Genomic DNA, 18,326 nt, shown 5'->3' with positions numbered 1-18,326 from the left:
GCGGCACATGGAAATCACACAGGCAAAGGTCATCGTCACCGGCGGCGCGCGGGGCCTTGGCGGGGCAACCGTTCGATACCTCGCAGGGCAGGGCGCGCGTGTCGCGATCTTCGATATCGGGGGCGATGACGGGGCCGCGCTGGTAACCGAACTCGAAGGCGTCAGCTTTCACGAGGTGGATGTCACCAAGGAAGAGGCGGTGCTGCAGGGAATTGCCGCGGCCAAGGCGGCGATGGGCGGTCTGAACGCCGTGGTCAATTGCGCGGGCATCGTGACCGGGGCCAAGACGGTGGGCAAATCGGGGCCCTTCGACCTGTCCGCGTTCCAGCGCACCGTCGACATCAACCTTGTCGGGTCGTTCAACGTGGCGCGTCTGGCCGCCGCCGAGATGGCCGGCAATGACCCCAATGACGAGGGCGAGCGCGGCGTGATCGTCAACACGGCATCGATTGCGGCCTTCGAAGGGCAAAAGGGGCAGGCGGCCTATACCGCGTCAAAGGCCGGCATCGCCGGCATGACCCTGCCGATAGCGCGCGACCTTGCCAGCCTGGGGATTCGATGCAATGCGATCGCGCCGGGCCTGTTCCTGACCCCGATGCTGGAGAGCCTGGGCGACGAGATGATGGCGGAACTGGCCCGCGACGTGATCTTTCCCAAGCGCCTCGGGCGGCCCGAGGAATTCGCCAGCCTGGCGGCCTTTCTGATCGCCTCGCCCTACATGAACGGCGAAACGATCCGCATCGACGGGGCGCTGCGCTTGCCCGCATGAGCGGTTTCGCGATTCGGGACTGGAATTGTTAGCGCTAACGGGTTATCTCTCCGGCAACACCGACTGGAGGGATGCCCCATGCCACTCGACGACCGGATCAAATCCGTCACCGACCGCATCATCGACCGCTCGCGCGGCCCGCGCGCGACCTATCTCGACCGGATGCGCAGGCTGGCCGAAGACGGGCCACGCCGCGCGCATCTGACCTGCGGCAACCAGGCCCATGCCTACGCTGCTATGGGCGAGGACAAAACGGCCCTGGTGGATGGCCGCGCGCCCAATATCGGGATCGTGACGGCCTATAACGACATGCTCTCGGCGCATCAGCCCTTCGAGACCTTTCCCAACCGCATCAAGGCCGCCGCCCGGCGTGCCGGGGCCACGGCGCAGGTGGCCGGCGGCGTGCCGGCCATGTGCGATGGGGTCACGCAGGGGCAGGTCGGCATGGAACTGAGCCTGTTTTCACGCGACGTGATCGCGCTTGCGACGGGCGTTGCCCTGTCGCACAACACCTTTGACGCGGCGCTGTACCTCGGGGTCTGCGACAAGATCGTGCCGGGCCTGATCATCGCGGCGGCAACCTTTGGCTACCTGCCGGGACTGTTCGTGCCGGCCGGTCCGATGCTCAGCGGCCTGCCGAATGACGAAAAGGCCAAGGTGCGCCAGCAATTCGCCGCCGGCGAGGTCGGCCGCGACAAGCTGATGGCGGCCGAAATGGCGTCCTATCACGGGCCGGGCACCTGCACCTTCTACGGCACGGCCAATTCGAACCAGATGCTGATGGAGTTCATGGGTCTGCACCTGCCCGGGGCGAGTTTCGTCAACCCCAACACCGACCTGCGCGACAAGCTGACCGAGGCCGCCGCCGAACGCGCCGCCGCCATCACGGGGCTTGGCAACGACTACACGCCGGTTTGCCATATCCTGGATGAGCGGACATTCGTGAACGGGATGGTCGGCCTGATGGCGACGGGCGGATCGACCAACCTGGTGATGCATCTTGTGGCCATGGCGCGGGCCGCGGGCGTCATCCTCGACCCGGCGGATTTTTCCGATATCTCCTCGGCCACGCCCCTGATGGCGCGGGTCTATCCCAACGGCCTCGCTGATGTGAACCATTTCCACGCCGCGGGCGGGCTGCAGTTCATGATCGCCGAGCTGCTCGCGGCCGGGTTGCTGCATGACGACACGCTGACCGTCGCGGGGCGGGGCCTTGGCCGCTACACGCAAGAGCCGAAGCTCAAGGGCGATGCCCTGGTCTGGGAAGACGGCGCCCGCGACAGCCTGAACGACAAGATCCTGCGCCCGGTGGACAATCCGTTCCAGAAGACCGGCGGTCTTGTCGAGCTGTCCGGCAATCTGGGGCGAGGCGTGATGAAGGTGTCGGCCGTTGCGTCCGAGCGCCACGTGATCGAGGCGCCCGCCGCCGTGTTCCACGATCAGGAGGACGTGAAGACCGCCTTCCGCGCGGGCGATCTGAACCGCGATGTCGTGGTCGTCGTGCGCTTTCAGGGGCCGAAATCCAACGGTATGCCGGAACTGCACGCGCTGACCCCCATCCTCGCCGTGCTTCAGGACCGCGGCCACAAGGTGGCGCTGGTCACCGACGGGCGCATGTCCGGGGCCTCGGGCAAGGTGCCCGCGGCGATCCATGTCTCGCCCGAGGCGCTGGATGGCGGATTGCTGGGGAAACTGGCCGATGGCGACCTTGTCCGCGTCGATGCGGTGGCCGGACGGCTGGAGGTCCTGACGCCCGAGGTCGCAGCCCGCGACGCGGTGCGGCCCGATCTGAGCGGCAATGCGCATGGGGTCGGGCGCGAATTGTTCGAGCTGTTCCGCCAGACGGCCGGGCCAGCCACCGATGGGGCCGGTGTGGTCGTGTGACCGCGCCACCCGTGCCGAAAGACACGTTTGTATCCGCTGAAAAGGGTGTTTCATCCATGGATCCACAGGCTCAATCCGCTGCAACCCGCGATATCGCCGCGCTTGCGCCGATCATTCCCGTCCTTGTGATCGACGAGGCCGACAAGGCCCGTCCACTGGCCGAGGCCCTGGTCGCCGGCGGTCTGCCGGCGCTGGAGGTCACGCTGCGCACGCCCGCGGCGTTGGAGGCGATACGGGCCATGGCCGATGTGCCGGGCGGTGTGGTGGGGGCCGGGACGCTGCTGAGCCCTGACGATGTGCGCGCCGCCAAGGAGGCCGGGGCGACATTCGGTGTCTCGCCCGGCGCCACGGACAGGCTGATCGAGGCTTGTATCGACGCGGACCTGCCGCTGCTGCCGGGTGCCGCCACGGCCAGCGAGGTCATGGCCTTGGTCGAACGCGGCTACGACATGCTCAAGTTCTTTCCGGCCGAAGCGGTTGGCGGCGCCCCGGCGCTCAAGGCGATTGGCGCACCGCTGCCAAAGGTGGCGTTCTGCCCGACCGGGGGTGTCACGATGGACAATGCGCCAAGCTATCTGGCGCTGCCCAACGTGCTGTGTGCCGGCGGCTCCTGGGTGGCGCCGCGCGCGGCGGTCGCCGCCGCGGACTGGGCGCGCGTCACACAGCTTGCGCGCGAAGCGGCCGCGCTCGAGCGGTGATCCGCCCAGGGCCGCGTCAAGGGTGACGTGGCGTCGTTCCGTCGTTGGCTCTCAGCGGATTTCTGCCGGTCTAGCAAGGAGTTGCCGAACACAGAGGCGTGATTGGCAATCTCGCGGTTCGTTCTCATATCCGATGACACGCCCGCCATCCCGATTGGGCTTCTGAGTGGGTCGTTCGAGCAAAAGAAAGGACTAGAACATGAAATTCGCATTTGTCGCAGGCATCGCCGCGGCCAGCCTGGCCGCAGTTCCGGCGCTGGCGGGCGGTGTGGCCGAACCCGCCCCCGAACCGGCCTATGTGCCGACGCCCGCGCCGATGCCGGTGAGCGCCGACTGGACGGGTTTCTACGCCGGTGGTCAGCTTGAATACGGCCAGGCCGAAGCCGACGGCCCGACGCTGGACGAGGATGAAAACGGCGCGCTCTACGGCCTGTTCGGCGGCTATCGCTACGACTTCGGCGATATCGTCCTGGGTGCCGAGTTGGATCTGAACGCCGCCGATATCGACATCGACAATGTCGGTGCGCTCGACTCGGTTCAGCGCCTTGGCGTCGAAGCCGGGTATGACGCCGGTCCGGCGCTGCTGTATGCGACCGCCGGCGCCGCCTATGCCACGATCGACGCAGCGGGTGGCGGCACGCTCGAGGATGATGGCTATTTCTACGGTGTCGGGATGGACTATGCCGTGACCGACAGCGTGACGGTCGGTGCCGAACTGCTGCACCACACCTTCGACGATTTCGACAATACCGGGATCGACGCCGCGGCCACGACCTTCGGTATCAACGCCGCCCTGCGCTTCTGATCCGCGTCGCGTAGAAGGCAGAATGGACCCGCTCCCGCCATGGGGGCGGGTCTTTTGCTGCCTGCTGCGGCGGTGCTGTCCGCCCACCGGCGGAAACCCGCCGATCCCAAAGGGCCCGGCCGCTGTTTCTCGCCGAGATCCCGGAATTTTGCGTTGCAGAAAGATCACGGCGTCGGCGGGGGCACGGCCGCGGCACGTTGTGGATGCGACCAGCGCAGATTACCGCTTTTACAAAGTCACAAGCGGGTCCTGCGGCCCCGATCGCGTCCGTCACGCGGTCAGCCGCGCGGCCCGAGACATAAAGGACGAGCCCCATGATCCGTTGCCTGAGCGCCCTTGCCGCCACCGCCACCGCCGCCACCACCCTTGTCGCCGGCGCCGCCCTTGCGGGCGGCACGGTGCCCGCACCGGCGCCCGCGCCCTACATCGCCCCCCTTCCGGCCGAGGAAAGCTGGGGCGGTTTTTATGCCGGTCTTAGCTTTGCCGGAACCGATGGCGTCGTGGAGAGCGTTGTCGATTTCGACATCGAGGGCGAAATCTACGGCGGCTTCTTCGGTTACCGTGTCGATTTCGGGTCCTACGTGCTGGGCGGCGAAATCTCGGTCATGCATGGCGAGATCGAGGACAACATCACCAATTCGTCGATCGACACCATTGCCCGCAGCGGGTTCGAGTTCGGCTATGATCTGGGCTCGGCCCTGATTTACGGCACGGCCGGCGTGAACGGGTTCTACGGCTCGAACACCGGTCTCGGCGACGATGACGACATGGGCTATTTCTACGGGATCGGTCTGGATTACCGCGTGGTCGACAACATCCTGGTGTCGGTCGATCTGATCCGCCACGAGGTGACGGACTTTGAAAACACCGGCGTCGATATCGGTCTGACCAGCCTCGGGCTGGGCGTGGCCTACGAATTCTGAGCGTCAGACCTTTTCGGCCTGGCGGACGGCAAAGGCAAACAACCGGTCGATGGCCTCGGCGAACTCGGGGTCGGGCAGGGTCAGGGCCACGCGCACATGCCCTGCCGCCGCGGACCCAAAGCTTTCGCCCGGCATGACGGCGACATGTTCGGCATCGAGCAACGCCTCGGCAAAGCCCCGGCCCGTCATGCCTGTGCGGCGCACGTCCAGCATCACGTACATCGCGCCCTGCGGCGGAATGGCCGAAAGGACCTGCTGGCGCGCCAGACACGCCAGCACCATGTCGCGCCGACGCAGGAACGGGGCCGCGACGCGGGCCGCGGTTTCGGGGCCGCTGCGCAGGGCGAAAAGCGCGGCCTCCTGAATGTAGCCGGGCACGCCATAGGTCGTGTGCGTGGCGAGGGTGATGAGCCGCTCGATTGCCTCGGGCGGGCCAGCCACCCAGCCCAGGCGCGAGCCGGTCATCGCATGGCTTTTCGACAGCGACCCGACCGTCAGCGTGCGGTCGGCCATGCCCGGCAGCGCCGCAAAGGGCACGTGCCGGCCCTGCCAGACCTGGCTGTCATAGACCTCGTCCGAAATCACCCAAAGGTCCTGCGCTTCGGCCACGCGGGCGATGCCGGCCAGGGTGGCCTCGTCATAGACCGCGCCGGTCGGGTTGTTGGGGGAATTGATCAGCAGACTTGTCGCGCCCTCGGCCGCAGCGGCGAGGCGGGCTTCCTCGGGCTGAAATCCGACCTCGGCGCGGGTGGGCACGGCGACCGGCACCGCCCCGACCGCCCGAATGGTGCCCGGATAGGTCGCGTAATAGGGATCGATCAGCAGCGCATGATCGCCCGGATCGCAGGCGGCGTGATGGGCCGCGAAAAGGGCCGCTTGCCCGCCGGGCGTGATCAATACGTTTTCCGGGCCAAACGCCCGCCCGGTGGCCGCGCCAAGGTGCTCGGCCACGGCGCGGCGCAAGGGCGCGATGCCCGGCACAGCGGCATAGCCGGTGTGGCCGGCACGGGCCGCGCGGTGCATTTCGTCCAGAATGGCCGGGTCGGTGCCTGTGTCATGTTCGCCGATGGTTAGCTCCAGAATGGGCAGACCGGCGGCCTTCATGGCGCGGGCGCGCGAAAACAGCGACCAGCCATCGTCGCCGTTGCCGGTCAGGCCGGTGATCTGGCGGGAAAGTTTCGGCATCGGGGATCTCCGCGGCGGGGGACAGGCGCGGGTGCACCCAGCCAGTTTTTCGCCCTGGCCACAAGGGCGCGCGGATCAGCGCGGCTGCAGGTCGCGCAGCACCATGAGGTAGCTTTGGTTGATGCGTGCGCGCAGTTCATCGGGCGAGGTTTCCCATGGCAGCATCGCCCAGGCCCCGTCGGGCAGCCATGCATGGGACGCGGCGCGCCCCTGTTCCATCAGCACGCCTGCCGCGATCATCCCGTTCAACCGCACCGACAGGCCCGCCCCCCACCGTATAAGCGGTGAACATGCGGCTTTCGATCTTCCAGACGACCGTTCCGGGCCCGAACGGCGTCGTCCGCAGGGTTCCGGGCAGGGTTTGACAATGGGTGTCAACGAAATGTTCGCGCATGATATCAATTTATCGCGGCTCGTTTTGGAATGACACCCCCGGTTTCACGCCATGATCTGCGGTCGTTGCGGCCCTGTCGCCTCGGGCGGGTTGGCCGCATCGGGGCGATGGCCGCGCCGATCCGGGCGCGCCCGACTCCGAGGTTTCAAAGCCGGGTCGAACCTGCTAGGCCCCCTCGCGCGCAAGCGACGACGAAAGGTCCGCAAGATGGTCCAGATCCGCCTGAGAAACTCGAAAACCCGTAGCGTCGAGGCCTTCACCCCGATCGACCCCGACAATGTGCGGATCTACCTGTGCGGCCCCACGGTCTATGACCGCGCGCATCTGGGCAATGCCCGCAATGTCATCATGTTCGATGTGCTCTACCGGCTGTTGCGTCATGTCTATGGCGCGGGGCACGTGACCTATGTGCGCAACTTCACCGACGTGGATGACAAGATCAACGCGCGCGCCGCCGCCACGGGCCGCCCCATCGCCGAGATCACCGAAGAGACCATCGGCTGGTATCACGACGACATGGACGCCCTGGGCAACCTGCGCCCAGACCACGAGCCGCGCGCCACCGCCTATATCGCCGAGATGATCGCCATGATCTCCGACCTGATCGCGCGCGGCCATGCCTATGAGGCCGAGGGGCATGTGCTGTTTTCGGTGGCCAGTTACCCCGCCTATGGCGCGTTGTCGGGCCGCTCGGTCGAGGACATGATCGCCGGCGCCCGCGTCGAGGTGGCACCCTACAAGCGCGACCCGATGGATTTCGTGCTGTGGAAACCCTCCACCGACGATCTGCCCGGCTGGGACAGCCCCTGGGGCCGGGGCCGACCCGGCTGGCATATCGAATGCTCGGCCATGAGTTATGCGCTTTTGGGCGAAAGCTTCGACATCCACGGCGGCGGCAACGATCTGATGTTTCCCCATCACGAGAACGAGGTCGCGCAAAGCTGCTGCGCCCATCCCGAGGGCGGGTTTGCGAATATCTGGATGCATAACGAGATGTTGCAGGTCGAGGGCAAGAAGATGTCCAAGTCCCTTGGCAATTTCTTCACCGTGCGCGATGTGCTGGACGGGCATGACGGCATGGCCCCCGTGCCGGGCGAGGTGATCCGCTTCGTCTTTCTCTCGACCCATTATTCCAAACCGATGGACTGGACCGCCAAGAAGGCGGCCGAGGCGGAAAAGACCCTGCGCAAATGGCATGCCATGGTCGAGGGCGCCGAGGCCGGGGCCGTTCACCCCGATGTTCTGGCCGCGCTGGCCGATGATCTTAACACCGCCGGGGCGATCACGGTGTTGCATCGTCTGGCGGGCGAGGGCGACGCGGCCGCGCTGAAAGCCTCGGCTGAACTGCTGGGCCTGTTGACCGAGGAGATGGCGGGTTGGTTGGGCGACAATGTCGATCTGTCCGCCCATGCCGACCGCTTGGCCGCCGCGCGGGCCGCGGCGATGGAGAGCAAGGATTTCTCCGAGGTGGATCGCCTGAAATCGGCCCTGATCGAGGCCGGGATCGAGGTGCGGATGTCGAAATCGGGGGTCGAGCTGGTTCCCGGGCCGGGCTTTGACGCGGCCAGGCTGGAGGGTTTGTCATGACCGCGGTGTGCGTGCGAGCAGCCCGTAGGGCGGGACGTGTTCCGCCGCGAGGGGATGGCGGGACACGTCCCGCCCTACGCGGAGCCTACAGATGACCGAGCGGCTTTATCTCTACGACACCACCTTGCGCGATGGGCAACAGACGCAGGGCGTGCAGTTTTCGACCCCCGAGAAGCAGCGCATCGCGCAAGCCCTCGATGATCTGGGCCTCGACTATATCGAAGGCGGCTGGCCCGGCGCCAACCCCACCGACAGCGCGTTTTTCGAGGCCGCGCCCGAGACGCGGGCGACGCTGACGGCCTTCGGCATGACCAAGCGCGCGGGGCGGTCTGCCGAGAATGACGATGTGCTGGCGGCGGTGATGAATGCGGGCACGCGCAGTGTTTGCCTTGTGGGAAAGACCCATGATTTCCACGTCACCGAGGCGCTCGGGATCACGCTCGACGAGAATGTCGAGACTATCCGCGCCTCACTCGCCCATCTGGTGGCCCAAGGGCGCGAGGCACTTTTCGATGCCGAGCATTTCTTTGACGGCTACAAGGCCAACCCGGCCTATGCGCTGGACTGTTGCCGCGCGGCGCTGGACGCCGGGGCGCGATGGATCGTGCTGTGCGATACAAATGGCGGCACGCTGCCGGGCGAGATCGGGCGCATCGTGGCCGAGGTGATCGCCGCCGGTATTCCCGGCGACCGGCTGGGCATTCACACCCATAACGACACCGAAACCGCCGTGGCGGGCAGTTTGGCGGCGGTCGAGGCCGGGGCGCGCCAGATTCAGGGCACGCTGAACGGGCTGGGCGAGCGCTGCGGAAATGCCAACCTGACCACGCTTGTTCCGACCCTGCTGCTCAAGGAGCCATGGGCCAGCCGCTATGAAACGGGGATCACGCGCGACGCGCTCAAGCGCCTCACGCGCATCAGCCGCATGCTGGACGACATCCTGAACCGCGTGCCGACGCGGGCTGCGCCCTATGTCGGCTCGTCCGCCTTTGCGCACAAGGCCGGCCTGCATGCCAGTGCCATCGTCAAGAACCCGGCCACCTATGAACACATCGACCCCGCCGAGGTGGGCAATGCCCGCATCATCCCGATGTCGAACCAGGCCGGGCAGTCGAACCTGCGCCGCCGGCTCTCGGAGGCCGGGATCGAGGTGGACAGGGCAAACCCCGCGTTGGCCGAGATCCTGACGGAGATCAAGGCGCGCGAGGATCAGGGCTATTCCTACGACACCGCGCAGGCCAGTTTCGAGTTGCTGGCAAGGCGCGCTTTGGGGCAGATGCCCCGCTTTTTCGAGGTCAAGCGCTACCGCGTCACCGTCGAGCGGCGCAAGAACAAGTACAACGAGACGGTCAGCCTGTCCGAGGCCGTGGTCGTGGTGAAGATCGGGGGCGACAAGAAACTGTCGGTGTCCGAGTCGATGGATCAGACCGGCAGCGACCGGGGCCCGGTGAACGCACTGGCCAAGGCGCTTGGCAAGGATCTGGGGCCCTACCAATCCTATATCGACGATATTCGTCTGGTGGATTTCAAGGTGCGCATCACCCAGGGCGGGACCGAGGCCGTCACCCGCGTCGTCATCGACAGCGAGGATGCAACCGGGCGGCGCTGGTCCACCGTGGGCGTCAGCGCCAATATCGTCGATGCCAGTTTCGAGGCGCTGCTGGATGCGATCGAATGGAAACTGGTTCGCGACGGGGCGCCCGCTATCTGACGGGTGGGGACAGACCCGTCGCGGACCGTTCACAAGGGGCTGACATGGGGGCTCACATGGGCGCGTTCGACGCCGAAAACTTCTTCATCCTGCATGCCGACCTGCCCCGCGAGGGGCCGGGCGAAACGGCGGATGTGGCCTGGGCCGCCGAAGTTGCGGGCCTGGAGCCGGCGGCGCGGATCTGCGATGCCGCCTCGGGGCCGGGGGGCGATATCGGGGCCTTGCTGCGCGCCGCGCCCGAGGGCCATGTAACGGCGATCGACCGCCACGCCCCGTTTATCGAGGCCGCCCGGGCGCGCTGGGGCCAACATGACCGCGTGACGCTGCGTGTGGGCGATTACCTCGATCTGCCGGATCGCTACGACCTGATATGGTGCGCGGGCGCGGTCTATTTCGCCGGGATCGAGACGGCCCTGACCACCTGGCGCGGTGCATTGACCAAGGGCGGGGTCATCGCGTTTTCCGAGCCCTGCCTGTTTTCGGACAGTCCCAGCCAGGGCGCCGTCGACTTTTGGCAGGGTCACGCGCCGTTGACGGATGCGCGCGGCATTGCCGCGCGCGTGACCGCATCGGGGTTCGAGACGCTGGCCACGCGCCGCATCACCGATATCGGCTGGGAAAGCTATTTCCGCCCGCTGCTGGATCGCGTGGCAACCCTCCGCCAGGGCGCCGACCCGCGCCTGACCGCCGTGCTGGACGAGGCCGAGACCGAGGCGCGCGCCTGGTGGGCGCACAGGCGCGAAACCGGCTATCTTCTTTGCGTGGTGCGGCCGGCATGAGCGTCGCATCCTGTGCCGAGCTGGTCGCGCGCGCCGACCCCGAGCGGTTTCGCGCCACGATGGCCGCGCCCGTCGCGGCGCGCGAGGTTCTGTTCCCGCTCTATGCCTTCAATATCGAGGTCAGCCGCGCCCCCTGGGTCACGAAAGAGCCGATGATCGCCGAGATGCGCCTGCAATTCTGGCGCGACGTGGTCGAAGAGATCGCCGCGGCCCGCCCGCCGCGCGCCCACGAGGTTGCGGCCCCGCTGGCACAGGTGGCTGACCCGCAGGTGGCGCCGTTGCTGGATGGGCTGATCGCCGCACGCCGGTGGGACATCTACCGCGATCCGTTCGAGGACGAGGCGCATTTCGACGCGTATCTCGCGGCAACCGGCAGCAACCTCGCCTGGGCGGCGGCGCGGCTGCTGGGCGCGCCCGAGGCGGCCGAGCGGGCGGTGCGCGACCATGCCTGGGCCGCCGCGCTGGCCGGGTTCCTGCGTGCGGTGCCGGAGCTTGCGGCGCGCGGCCGCGTGCCGCTTGTCGATGGCCGCCCCGAGGCCGTGGCCGACCTAGCGCGGCAGGGCCTGGCGCGGCTGGAGGCGGCGCGGGCGGCACGCCGGACGGTGCCACGCGCGGCGGCGCCGGCGCTCTTTGCCGGATGGCAGGCCGAGGCGATCCTGACCCAGGCGGCCCGCACCCCCGTGCGCGTGGCCGAGGGGACATTGGGCCAAAGCGAGGCGGCGTCGCGGCTCGGCCTGCTGCGCCTGTCCCTGACCGGGCGCTGGTAGGCGCGGCGCGGGCATGCGGCCGGGGCCGGTGTGATGCCGCGTATGATCCGTCGGGCGGTCGCCCTAGACCAGCATGTCGCGCGGCCGCAGGGCCAGCCAGATCAAGGCGCCCCCTGCCAGCGCAAGGAAGGGGATCATCGCGATGTTCACGGCGGTCCATCCCGCCTGCGTATCGGTTCCCGAACTCATCAGAAAGCCCGAGGCCAGCGAAGCGATCGTCACGCAGCCGAAGACCAGGAAATCGTTCAAACCCTGAACGCGGCCGCGCTCGTGCACCTCGTGGGCCTGTGTCAGCATCGCCGTGGCCCCGATGAAGCCGAAATTCCAGCCGACGCCCAGCAGGACGAGCGCGCCGAAGAACTGGTAAAGCTCGACCCCGCTCAGGGCCACGGCCCCGGCCAGCGCCAGCAGGAACAGCCCCAACGCCACGATCCGCATCGCGCCGAACCGCGCGATCAGGTGGCCGGTGACGAAGGATGGCGCGAACATCGCGATCACATGGGCCGACACCACATCGGCCGCCGATCCGGTGGTGAAGCCGCATCCGACGACCGCCAGTGGCGTCGAGGTCATCATCAGGTTCATCAGCGCGTAGGAGACCATGCCGCAAATGATGGCGACCGCAATCCTTGGATCGCGCAGCAACTCGGCATAGCTGCGCCCGGCGCCGGCCCTGGTCGCCGCGCGGTGCGCCGCCGTGGGTTTGGGAAGATCGAGAAACAGGAACAGCGCCATGCCCACAAGATTGATGAGCACCACGAAGACATAGCTGCCGAGGAATGGAATGACCGTGGCATCGGTCGTCAGCTTGACCATCTGCGGGCCGATCAGCGCCGAGATCAGCCCCCCCGCCATCACGTAGGAAATGGCCTTGGGGCGGAAATTTTCGGATGCGGTATCGGCGGCGGCAAAACGGTAGAAGCCCTGCGCCGACATGTAGATGCCCGTGACGTAGGACCCCGCCAGAAACAGGGCGAAGCTGTTGCTCCAGAGGCCATAGGCCGAGATCGCGGCCCCGATGGCGCCGGCCACCGCGCCGATGAAGAACCCGGCCCGCCGCCCGAAGCGCTGCATCAGCGGTGACAGCCAGAGCGCCGTCGTCATCGAGCCGAACACGATCAGCGAGATCGGGATCGTGGCCAGCGCCGGGCTGGGGGCGATCATCAGGCCGGCAAGCGCCCCGACGGTGAAGATCATCGGCATCTGGCTGCCGAGGATCGCTTGCGCGGCCACGAGTACGGCGACATTGCGTCTGGCGCGGCTGTCTCCGGCGATGTCTTCTGGGGTCAGGCTGGCGTCGGTCATGGCCTGACGGGTATAGGATGGCGGGCGTTCGGTCCAGAGGGCGCGGACCGGGGCGATGGTGGCACACGTGGCGCAGCGAGGGGTTTTCCACCCCTCGCGCTCCCCGGAGAGGTTTTTGGCCAAGATGAAGGGGCAGGGCGGGTGAGCGGCAACTCCCGGATCGAAACCGCGGCGGATCTGGCCCGCGGTGCAGCGCGTCTGGTGGCGCTCGAGCCGCGCTTTGCCCCGATCGTGGCGGCGGGTCCCCTGCCGTTGCGGCGCCGGTCGGACGGGTTCGGCGCGCTGATGCAGGCGATCGTCGCACAACAGGTGTCGACCGCCAGTGCTGCGGCGATCTGGGCGCGGCTGGAGGCGGCCGGGCTGAGCACCGAGCCGGCTGTGGCCGCGGCGTCCGAGGACGCCTTGCGCGGCTGCGGCCTCAGCCGGCCCAAGATGCGCTATGTCAGGGCCTTGGCCGATGCCGGCGTCGATTGGCCCGCCTTGCGCGCCGCCGATACCGAGGCGGTGGTCGCGTCCCTGATCGCGCTGCCGGGCATCGGGCGTTGGACCGCTGAGATCTATGCCACATTTGCCCTCGGCCATGGCGATGCGTTTGCCGCCGGGGATCTGGCCTTGCAGGAGGCGGCGCGCCGGCTGTTCTACATGGCTGAGCGGCCAAGTGAAAAGACCCTGCGCGTGATGTCCGCGGAATGGTCGCCGGTGCGGGCGGTTGCCGCGCGGGCGCTGTGGGTCTACTACCGGTGGGAAACCGATCGCGAGGGGGCGCTGTGACACGGGTTCTGGACTATGGCCGCAAACCGGCCGCATCGGGCAAGGCGTCGAGCCTTGTGATTTTCCTGCACGGCTATGGGGCCGACGGCAAGGATCTGCTGGGCCTCGCCGACCCGTTGGCCCCGCACATGCCGGACACCGTTTTCGTGGCCCCGGACGCGCCAGAGCGGTCCGCCATGAACCCCATGGGGTTTCAGTGGTTCCCGATACCCTGGATCGACGGATCCTCCGAGGAGCAGTCGGCCGAGGGCATGGCGCGGGCGATCGAGGATCTGAACGCCTTTCTTGACCGCATGATGGAGGAAGAAGGGCTGTCGGCCGCACAGGTGGCGTTGGTGGGCTTCAGCCAGGGCACGATGATGAGCCTGCATGTCGCCCCCCGCAGGCCCGAGGCTTTTGCCGGCGTGGTTGGCTTTTCGGGGCGCCTGATGCAGCCGGACGGTCTGGCCGAAGAGGTGGTCGTGCGCCCGCCGGTTCTGCTGATCCATGGCGACCGCGACGACGTGGTGCCGCCGCAATCCCTGCCCGAGGCCGCCGAGGCGCTGCAAAAGGCGGGCTGGGACGAGGTCTATGCCCATATCATGAAGGGCACGGCGCACGGGATTGCGCCCGATGGGTTGTCTGTTGCGCTGGCTTTTTTGCGGGACAAGCTTGGGATCGAAGGGGGGGGCGGCTAGCGGCCCGGTATTTGCGCACAACGCCCAGCCAATCGTCACGAAACTGTCAGCATCCTGCGGTAACAGACCCGCGACACCCACAGCATCTAGTTTTTCTTGCCGCATGGGTAGGGCTAGATATAGTGGGCGCATGGCTGGGGCGGGTGCTCCCGCTCTGGTGCCGAAAACGTGGGCAGTCAGGGCGAGGACGGAGTCACAGATGCAAGGTGCGACCGAGGCGGAATTCAGAACCCACTTCGTGAGAGAGCCAGGGGCGCTCAAGGACCATCCGGCGCTGGTTCTGAACGCGGATTACAGGCCGCTCAGCTATTATCCCCTGTCCCTTTGGCCCTGGCAGGAGGCCGTCAAGGCGGTCTGGCTGGACAGGGTGCAGATCGTGGCCGAGTACGACGCCTTCGTGCATTCACCCTCGACCCAGATCCGCATCCCCTCGGTGGTTGTGCTGAAAGACTATGTCAAACCCCAGAAGCGCGTGGCCTTCACGCGCTTCAATCTTTTTCTGAGGGACGAGTTTTCCTGCCAGTATTGCGGCGCCCGCGGCGATCTGACCTTCGACCATGTCGTGCCGCGCGCCAGTGGCGGGATCACCAGCTGGGAAAACGTCGTTGCGGCCTGTTCCAGGTGCAACCTGAAGAAAGGGTCCAAATCCTTGCGCCAGTCGGGCATGGCCCTGCGCAAGACACCGCGTCAGCCCGGGGCCGAGGAATTGCGCAACATGGGGCGAAAGTTTCCACCGAACCACCTGCATGAAAGCTGGCTCGATTTCCTTTACTGGGATGCCGAGCTGGAGGCGTGACAGCCCTGCGTTGCGGCGCTAGCCTCGCTGTGACGTGACCCCGAGAGGCGCCCCGATGAGCGAGACCCGTTGGACCCCGATTTCCGGTGCCGTGCTGCCGCGCTATGCCGGTGTGCCCAGTTTCATGCGCCTGCCGCAGATCGCGCCGGACGATCCGCGCGCCGACGAGGTCGAAATCGGCCTGATCGGCATGCCATGGGACGGCGCGACGTCGAACCGCCCCGGCGCCCGCCACGGGCCGCGGGGCCTGCGCGATGCCTCGACCATGATCCGCGAGATGAACCGTGCGACGGGGCAGGTGCCGTTTTCGGCAGCGCGTTGCGCCGATATGGGCGATGTCGCCATGAGCCCGGTCAATCAGGACGAGGCGTTGTCGGCGGCCGAGGCGACGATTGCGGCGATGCTGTCCAGGCAGATCCGCCCGGTCATGGTCGGGGGCGACCATCTGTGCACGCTGACGGTCTTGCGTGCGCTGCGCCGGGCGCGGGGCGCGGCCTTCGGCCTGATCCTGCTGGACAGCCACACCGATCTCTACCCACCCTATTTCGGCGGCAAGACCCTGACCCATGGCAACCCGTTCCGGCAGGCCATCGAAGAGGGCTGCATCGACCCGCATCGCACCTTCATGGCCGGGATGCGGGGCACGGCCTACAACACGTCGGATTTCGACTACGGGCGCGACAAGGGGGTGCATATCCTGCCGATCGAGACCTGCATGGCGCGTGGATGGTCCTCGGTCATGGAGGAGGCGCGCGCCGTGGTCGGAAGCGACCCTGTCTATGTGAGCTTCGACATCGATTTCGTCGATCCGGCCTATGCGCCGGGCACCGGCACGCCCGAGGTCGGCGGCCCCACCAGTTTCGAGGCGCTGCAATGCGTGCGCGCGCTGCGGGGGCTCGACATCATCGGCAGCGATCTGGTCGAGGTCTCGCCGCCCTTCGATCCCTCGGGCACGACATCGTGGCTGGGCGCGTCGATCCTGTTCGAACTGATTTGCGCAATGCAGTCCTGACACGGGCGTCGGACATGATAGGCTGCGGGCGATCCCAGCCGCCGCGCAGGGTGCTGGACTCGCGGGCGCGGGCGGTGTATCGCCTGTGAAACAAAAGCCGTTAGCGCTAACAGTCACGATTTGGAGCACCTTATGGTTTCGCGAGTCATCCCGGTCGAGTCGTTTGATCTTGTCATTTTCGGCGCCACCGGCGACCTGGCCCGCCGCAAGATCCTGCCGGCGCTTTTTCGCAGGTTCTGCGACGGGCAGATGCCCGAAGAGGCCCGGATCATCGGGGCCGCGCGGACCGAGCAAACCCCAGATGCATGGCGCAGTTGGGTGGCCGACAGCCTGAGCGAGTTCGTATCGCCCGCGCTGACCGAGGCCCATGTCGACGTCTTTCTGGAAAAGCTCGACTACATCGCCGTCGATGCGAGGGGCGAGGCGGGATGGTCCGATCTCAAGGCGCGGATGCGCGACGATGTGGTGCAGGCCTTCTACTTTTCCGTCGCGCCCGCCTTGTTCGGCGATCTGGCCGAGCGTCTGCACCGCTTCGGCATCGCCCATGGCGCGGCGCGGATTGTCGTGGAAAAACCCTTCGGTCGGGATCTGGCAACGGCCAGGGCGCTGAACGCGACGTTGGCGGCCCATTTCGAAGAAGGCCAGATCTACCGGATCGATCACTACCTGGGCAAGGAAACCGTTCAGAACCTGATGGCCGTGCGCTTCGGCAATGTGCTGTTCGAACCGCTATGGAACGCGCAATATGTCGATCATGTGCAGATCACCGTTGCCGAGGCGGTCGGTGTGGGAGGGCGTGGCTCCTATTACGACCAGTCCGGCGCGATGCGGGACATGGTGCAAAACCACCTGATGCAGTTGCTCTGCCTGACGGCGATGGAACCCCCCAGCCGGTTCGAGCCGGACGCCGTGCGCGATGAAAAGCTCAAGGTCATCCGCGCCCTGCAACCCGTCAGCGCCAAGGATATCGTGCGCGGCCAGTACGAGGCTGGCGACACGCCGTCCTATGCCGAGGATGTCGAGGAAACCGACAGCCGGACCGAGAGTTTCATTGCCATGAAACTGCATATCGCCAATTGGCGCTGGAACGGCACGCCGTTCTACCTGCGCACCGGCAAGCGGCTGAAGGCGCGCAAATCCGAGATCGTGGTCATCTTCAAGGAACCGCCGCATTCGATTTTCGACGAAGATGCGGGCAGCCGGCCCAATGTGCTGTCGATCCGCCTGCAACCCGACGAAGGGATCGATCTGAGCGTCACCATCAAGGAGCCGGGACCGGGCGGCATGCGCCTGATCGACGTGCCGCTGGACATGAGCTTTGCCGATGCGCTCGGCCCCGAGGCGGCCGATGTGCCCGACGCCTATGAACGCCTGATCATGGATGTGACTCCGCGGCAACCAGACCCTGTTCATGCGCGGTGACGAGGTCGAGGCCGCCTGGGCCTGGACCGACCCGCTGATCGAGGCGTGGCAGGAGCGCGGCGATCGCCCCGTCCCCTACGAGCCGGGTAGCGCCGGACCCGAGGAAAGCGCCATCCTGATGCACCGGGACAGCCGACGCTGGCGGGAGTTGAGCTGATGCGGAACCTCATCGAATATCCCGACCGCGAGGCCATGATGCTGGATCTGGCCGATCTTATCGCCAGCGAATTGGCCGAAACCCTGCTGCACGAGGATCGCGCCACCTTGTCCGTGCCCGGTGGCACGACGCCGGGGCCCATCTTCGACGTGCTCAGCGAACAAGCGCTCGATTGGGACCGGATCTCGGTCGTGCTAAACGACGAGCGGTGGGTCGGCGAAGACAGCCCGCGCTCGAACACCGCATTGCTCAAGCAGCGTTTCCTGATCTCGCGGGCGGCGGCGGCCACCCTGGTGCCGCTCTATGCGCCGGTGCCCACCCCCGAAGAGGCGCTGGACGAGTTGTCACTGGGCCTGAAGCCGCATCTGCCGATCTCGGTTCTGCTGCTTGGCATGGGGGCGGACATGCACACCGCCAGCCTGTTTCCCGGCGCAGACAATCTTGCGCTCGCCCTTGGCAACCAGGCGCCGCCGCTGGTCGCCATGCGCGCCGACGGGGCCGGAGAGCCGCGCATCACCTTGAGCGCGCCGGTGCTCAAAGGGGCCTTGCGCACCCATATCGTCATCACCGGCCCCGAGAAACGTGCAGCCATCGAGCGGGCGGCGCATCTGTCGCCCGACAAGGCCCCTGTGCGTGCCGTGCTGGCGCAAGCGACCGTGCATTGGGCGGACTGATCTGAGAACG

General features: G+C 66.9%; 19 protein-coding genes. 16 read left to right on the top strand and 3 right to left on the bottom strand.

Annotated features, from left to right (window positions below; all coding sequences use genetic code 11):
- Positions 1 to 7: 7 nt before the first annotated feature.
- The 5 genes from ROSELON_RS14305 (at position 8) to ROSELON_RS14285 (ending at position 5,079) form a co-directional block, all read left to right on the top strand.
- Positions 8 to 769 (top strand): SDR family NAD(P)-dependent oxidoreductase, encoded by a 762-nt coding sequence (locus tag ROSELON_RS14305; RefSeq protein ID WP_025313018.1) that lies wholly within the window; start codon positions 8 to 10, stop codon positions 767 to 769.
- 78 nt (positions 770 to 847) lie between these two features.
- Positions 848 to 2,653, top strand: coding sequence for a phosphogluconate dehydratase (gene edd, locus ROSELON_RS14300; protein WP_025313017.1), 1,806 nt, complete (start codon positions 848 to 850; stop codon positions 2,651 to 2,653).
- A 56-nt stretch (positions 2,654 to 2,709) separates the two neighbouring features.
- Entirely contained in the window at positions 2,710 to 3,351 is a 642-nt protein-coding gene (gene eda / locus ROSELON_RS14295; protein ID WP_025313016.1) for a bifunctional 4-hydroxy-2-oxoglutarate aldolase/2-dehydro-3-deoxy-phosphogluconate aldolase, read from the top strand.
- A gap of 199 nt (positions 3,352 to 3,550) precedes the next feature.
- Positions 3,551 to 4,156, top strand: a complete 606-nt coding sequence (locus ROSELON_RS14290; RefSeq protein ID WP_025313015.1) for an outer membrane protein — start codon at positions 3,551 to 3,553, stop codon at positions 4,154 to 4,156.
- Positions 4,157 to 4,470: 314 nt separating this feature from the next.
- On the top strand, positions 4,471 to 5,079 hold the full coding sequence (locus ROSELON_RS14285) for an outer membrane protein (protein WP_025313014.1): 609 nt from the start codon (positions 4,471 to 4,473) through the stop codon (positions 5,077 to 5,079).
- Positions 5,080 to 5,082: 3 nt separating this feature from the next.
- Here the strand turns inward: ROSELON_RS14285 and ROSELON_RS14280 are convergent, their stop codons facing one another.
- Together ROSELON_RS14280 and ROSELON_RS14275 are read right to left on the bottom strand one after the other, a co-directional pair.
- Entirely contained in the window at positions 5,083 to 6,264 is a 1,182-nt protein-coding gene (locus tag ROSELON_RS14280; protein WP_025313013.1) for a pyridoxal phosphate-dependent aminotransferase, read from the bottom strand.
- Positions 6,265 to 6,339: 75 nt separating this feature from the next.
- Positions 6,340 to 6,504, bottom strand: a complete 165-nt coding sequence (locus ROSELON_RS14275) for a hypothetical protein (RefSeq protein ID WP_198020761.1) — start codon at positions 6,502 to 6,504, stop codon at positions 6,340 to 6,342.
- 361 nt (positions 6,505 to 6,865) lie between these two features.
- On the opposite strand from ROSELON_RS14275, the gene cysS reads away from it, so the two are divergent.
- The 4 genes from cysS (at position 6,866) to ROSELON_RS14255 (ending at position 11,502) form a co-directional block, all read left to right on the top strand.
- The gene (gene cysS / locus ROSELON_RS14270) at positions 6,866 to 8,245 is read left to right on the top strand and encodes a cysteine--tRNA ligase (protein ID WP_025313012.1); all 1,380 of its coding nucleotides are present in this window, start codon (positions 6,866 to 6,868) and stop codon (positions 8,243 to 8,245) included.
- A 91-nt stretch (positions 8,246 to 8,336) separates the two neighbouring features.
- Positions 8,337 to 9,956 carry a citramalate synthase gene (gene cimA, locus ROSELON_RS14265; RefSeq protein WP_025313011.1) on the top strand — a complete coding sequence of 540 codons (1,620 nt, stop codon included), beginning with the start codon at positions 8,337 to 8,339 and terminating at the stop codon, positions 9,954 to 9,956.
- Positions 9,957 to 10,012: 56 nt separating this feature from the next.
- Positions 10,013 to 10,735, top strand: a complete 723-nt coding sequence (locus tag ROSELON_RS14260; RefSeq protein WP_025313010.1) for a class I SAM-dependent methyltransferase — start codon at positions 10,013 to 10,015, stop codon at positions 10,733 to 10,735.
- A complete protein-coding gene (locus tag ROSELON_RS14255; protein WP_025313009.1) occupies positions 10,732 to 11,502 on the top strand; it encodes a squalene/phytoene synthase family protein in 771 nt (256 codons plus the stop codon). The genes ROSELON_RS14260 and ROSELON_RS14255 overlap by 4 nt, the downstream gene beginning before the upstream one ends.
- A 63-nt stretch (positions 11,503 to 11,565) precedes the next feature.
- Here the strand turns inward: ROSELON_RS14255 and ROSELON_RS14250 are convergent, their stop codons facing one another.
- Complete coding sequence (locus ROSELON_RS14250; protein ID WP_025313008.1) at positions 11,566 to 12,807, bottom strand: MFS transporter; 1,242 nt, start codon at positions 12,805 to 12,807, stop codon at positions 11,566 to 11,568.
- A gap of 141 nt (positions 12,808 to 12,948) precedes the next feature.
- On the opposite strand from ROSELON_RS14250, the gene ROSELON_RS14245 reads away from it, so the two are divergent.
- From ROSELON_RS14245 to pgl, 7 genes are all read left to right on the top strand, one after another.
- Positions 12,949 to 13,578, top strand: coding sequence for a DNA-3-methyladenine glycosylase family protein (locus ROSELON_RS14245; protein WP_025313007.1), 630 nt, complete (start codon positions 12,949 to 12,951; stop codon positions 13,576 to 13,578).
- A complete protein-coding gene (locus ROSELON_RS14240; protein ID WP_025313006.1) occupies positions 13,575 to 14,255 on the top strand; it encodes an alpha/beta hydrolase in 681 nt (226 codons plus the stop codon). The genes ROSELON_RS14245 and ROSELON_RS14240 overlap by 4 nt, the downstream gene beginning before the upstream one ends.
- 199 nt (positions 14,256 to 14,454) lie before the next feature.
- On the top strand, positions 14,455 to 15,051 hold the full coding sequence (locus ROSELON_RS14235; RefSeq protein ID WP_025313005.1) for an HNH endonuclease: 597 nt from the start codon (positions 14,455 to 14,457) through the stop codon (positions 15,049 to 15,051).
- A gap of 55 nt (positions 15,052 to 15,106) precedes the next feature.
- Positions 15,107 to 16,063, top strand: coding sequence for an agmatinase (gene speB / locus ROSELON_RS14230; protein ID WP_038650462.1), 957 nt, complete (start codon positions 15,107 to 15,109; stop codon positions 16,061 to 16,063).
- Positions 16,064 to 16,195: 132 nt separating this feature from the next.
- Positions 16,196 to 17,485: a glucose-6-phosphate dehydrogenase gene (zwf, locus tag ROSELON_RS14225; protein WP_407059663.1), complete on the top strand. Its 1,290-nt coding sequence runs from the start codon at positions 16,196 to 16,198 to the stop codon at positions 17,483 to 17,485.
- Positions 17,475 to 17,642: a hypothetical protein gene (locus ROSELON_RS19235; RefSeq protein ID WP_407059662.1), complete on the top strand. Its 168-nt coding sequence runs from the start codon at positions 17,475 to 17,477 to the stop codon at positions 17,640 to 17,642. The genes zwf and ROSELON_RS19235 overlap by 11 nt, the downstream gene beginning before the upstream one ends.
- Positions 17,642 to 18,316 (top strand): 6-phosphogluconolactonase, encoded by a 675-nt coding sequence (pgl, locus tag ROSELON_RS14220; RefSeq protein ID WP_025313004.1) that lies wholly within the window; start codon positions 17,642 to 17,644, stop codon positions 18,314 to 18,316. The genes ROSELON_RS19235 and pgl overlap by 1 nt, the downstream gene beginning before the upstream one ends.
- The last annotated feature ends 10 nt before the right edge of the window (positions 18,317 to 18,326 follow it).

Origin of the sequence: Roseibacterium elongatum DSM 19469 (assembly GCF_000590925.1) — a bacterium.
In the GTDB taxonomy this organism is placed as follows: domain Bacteria; phylum Pseudomonadota; class Alphaproteobacteria; order Rhodobacterales; family Rhodobacteraceae; genus Roseibacterium; species Roseibacterium elongatum.
Note: the sequence above shows the minus strand (reverse complement) of the source record. Positions and strands in the feature narration are given on the sequence as shown.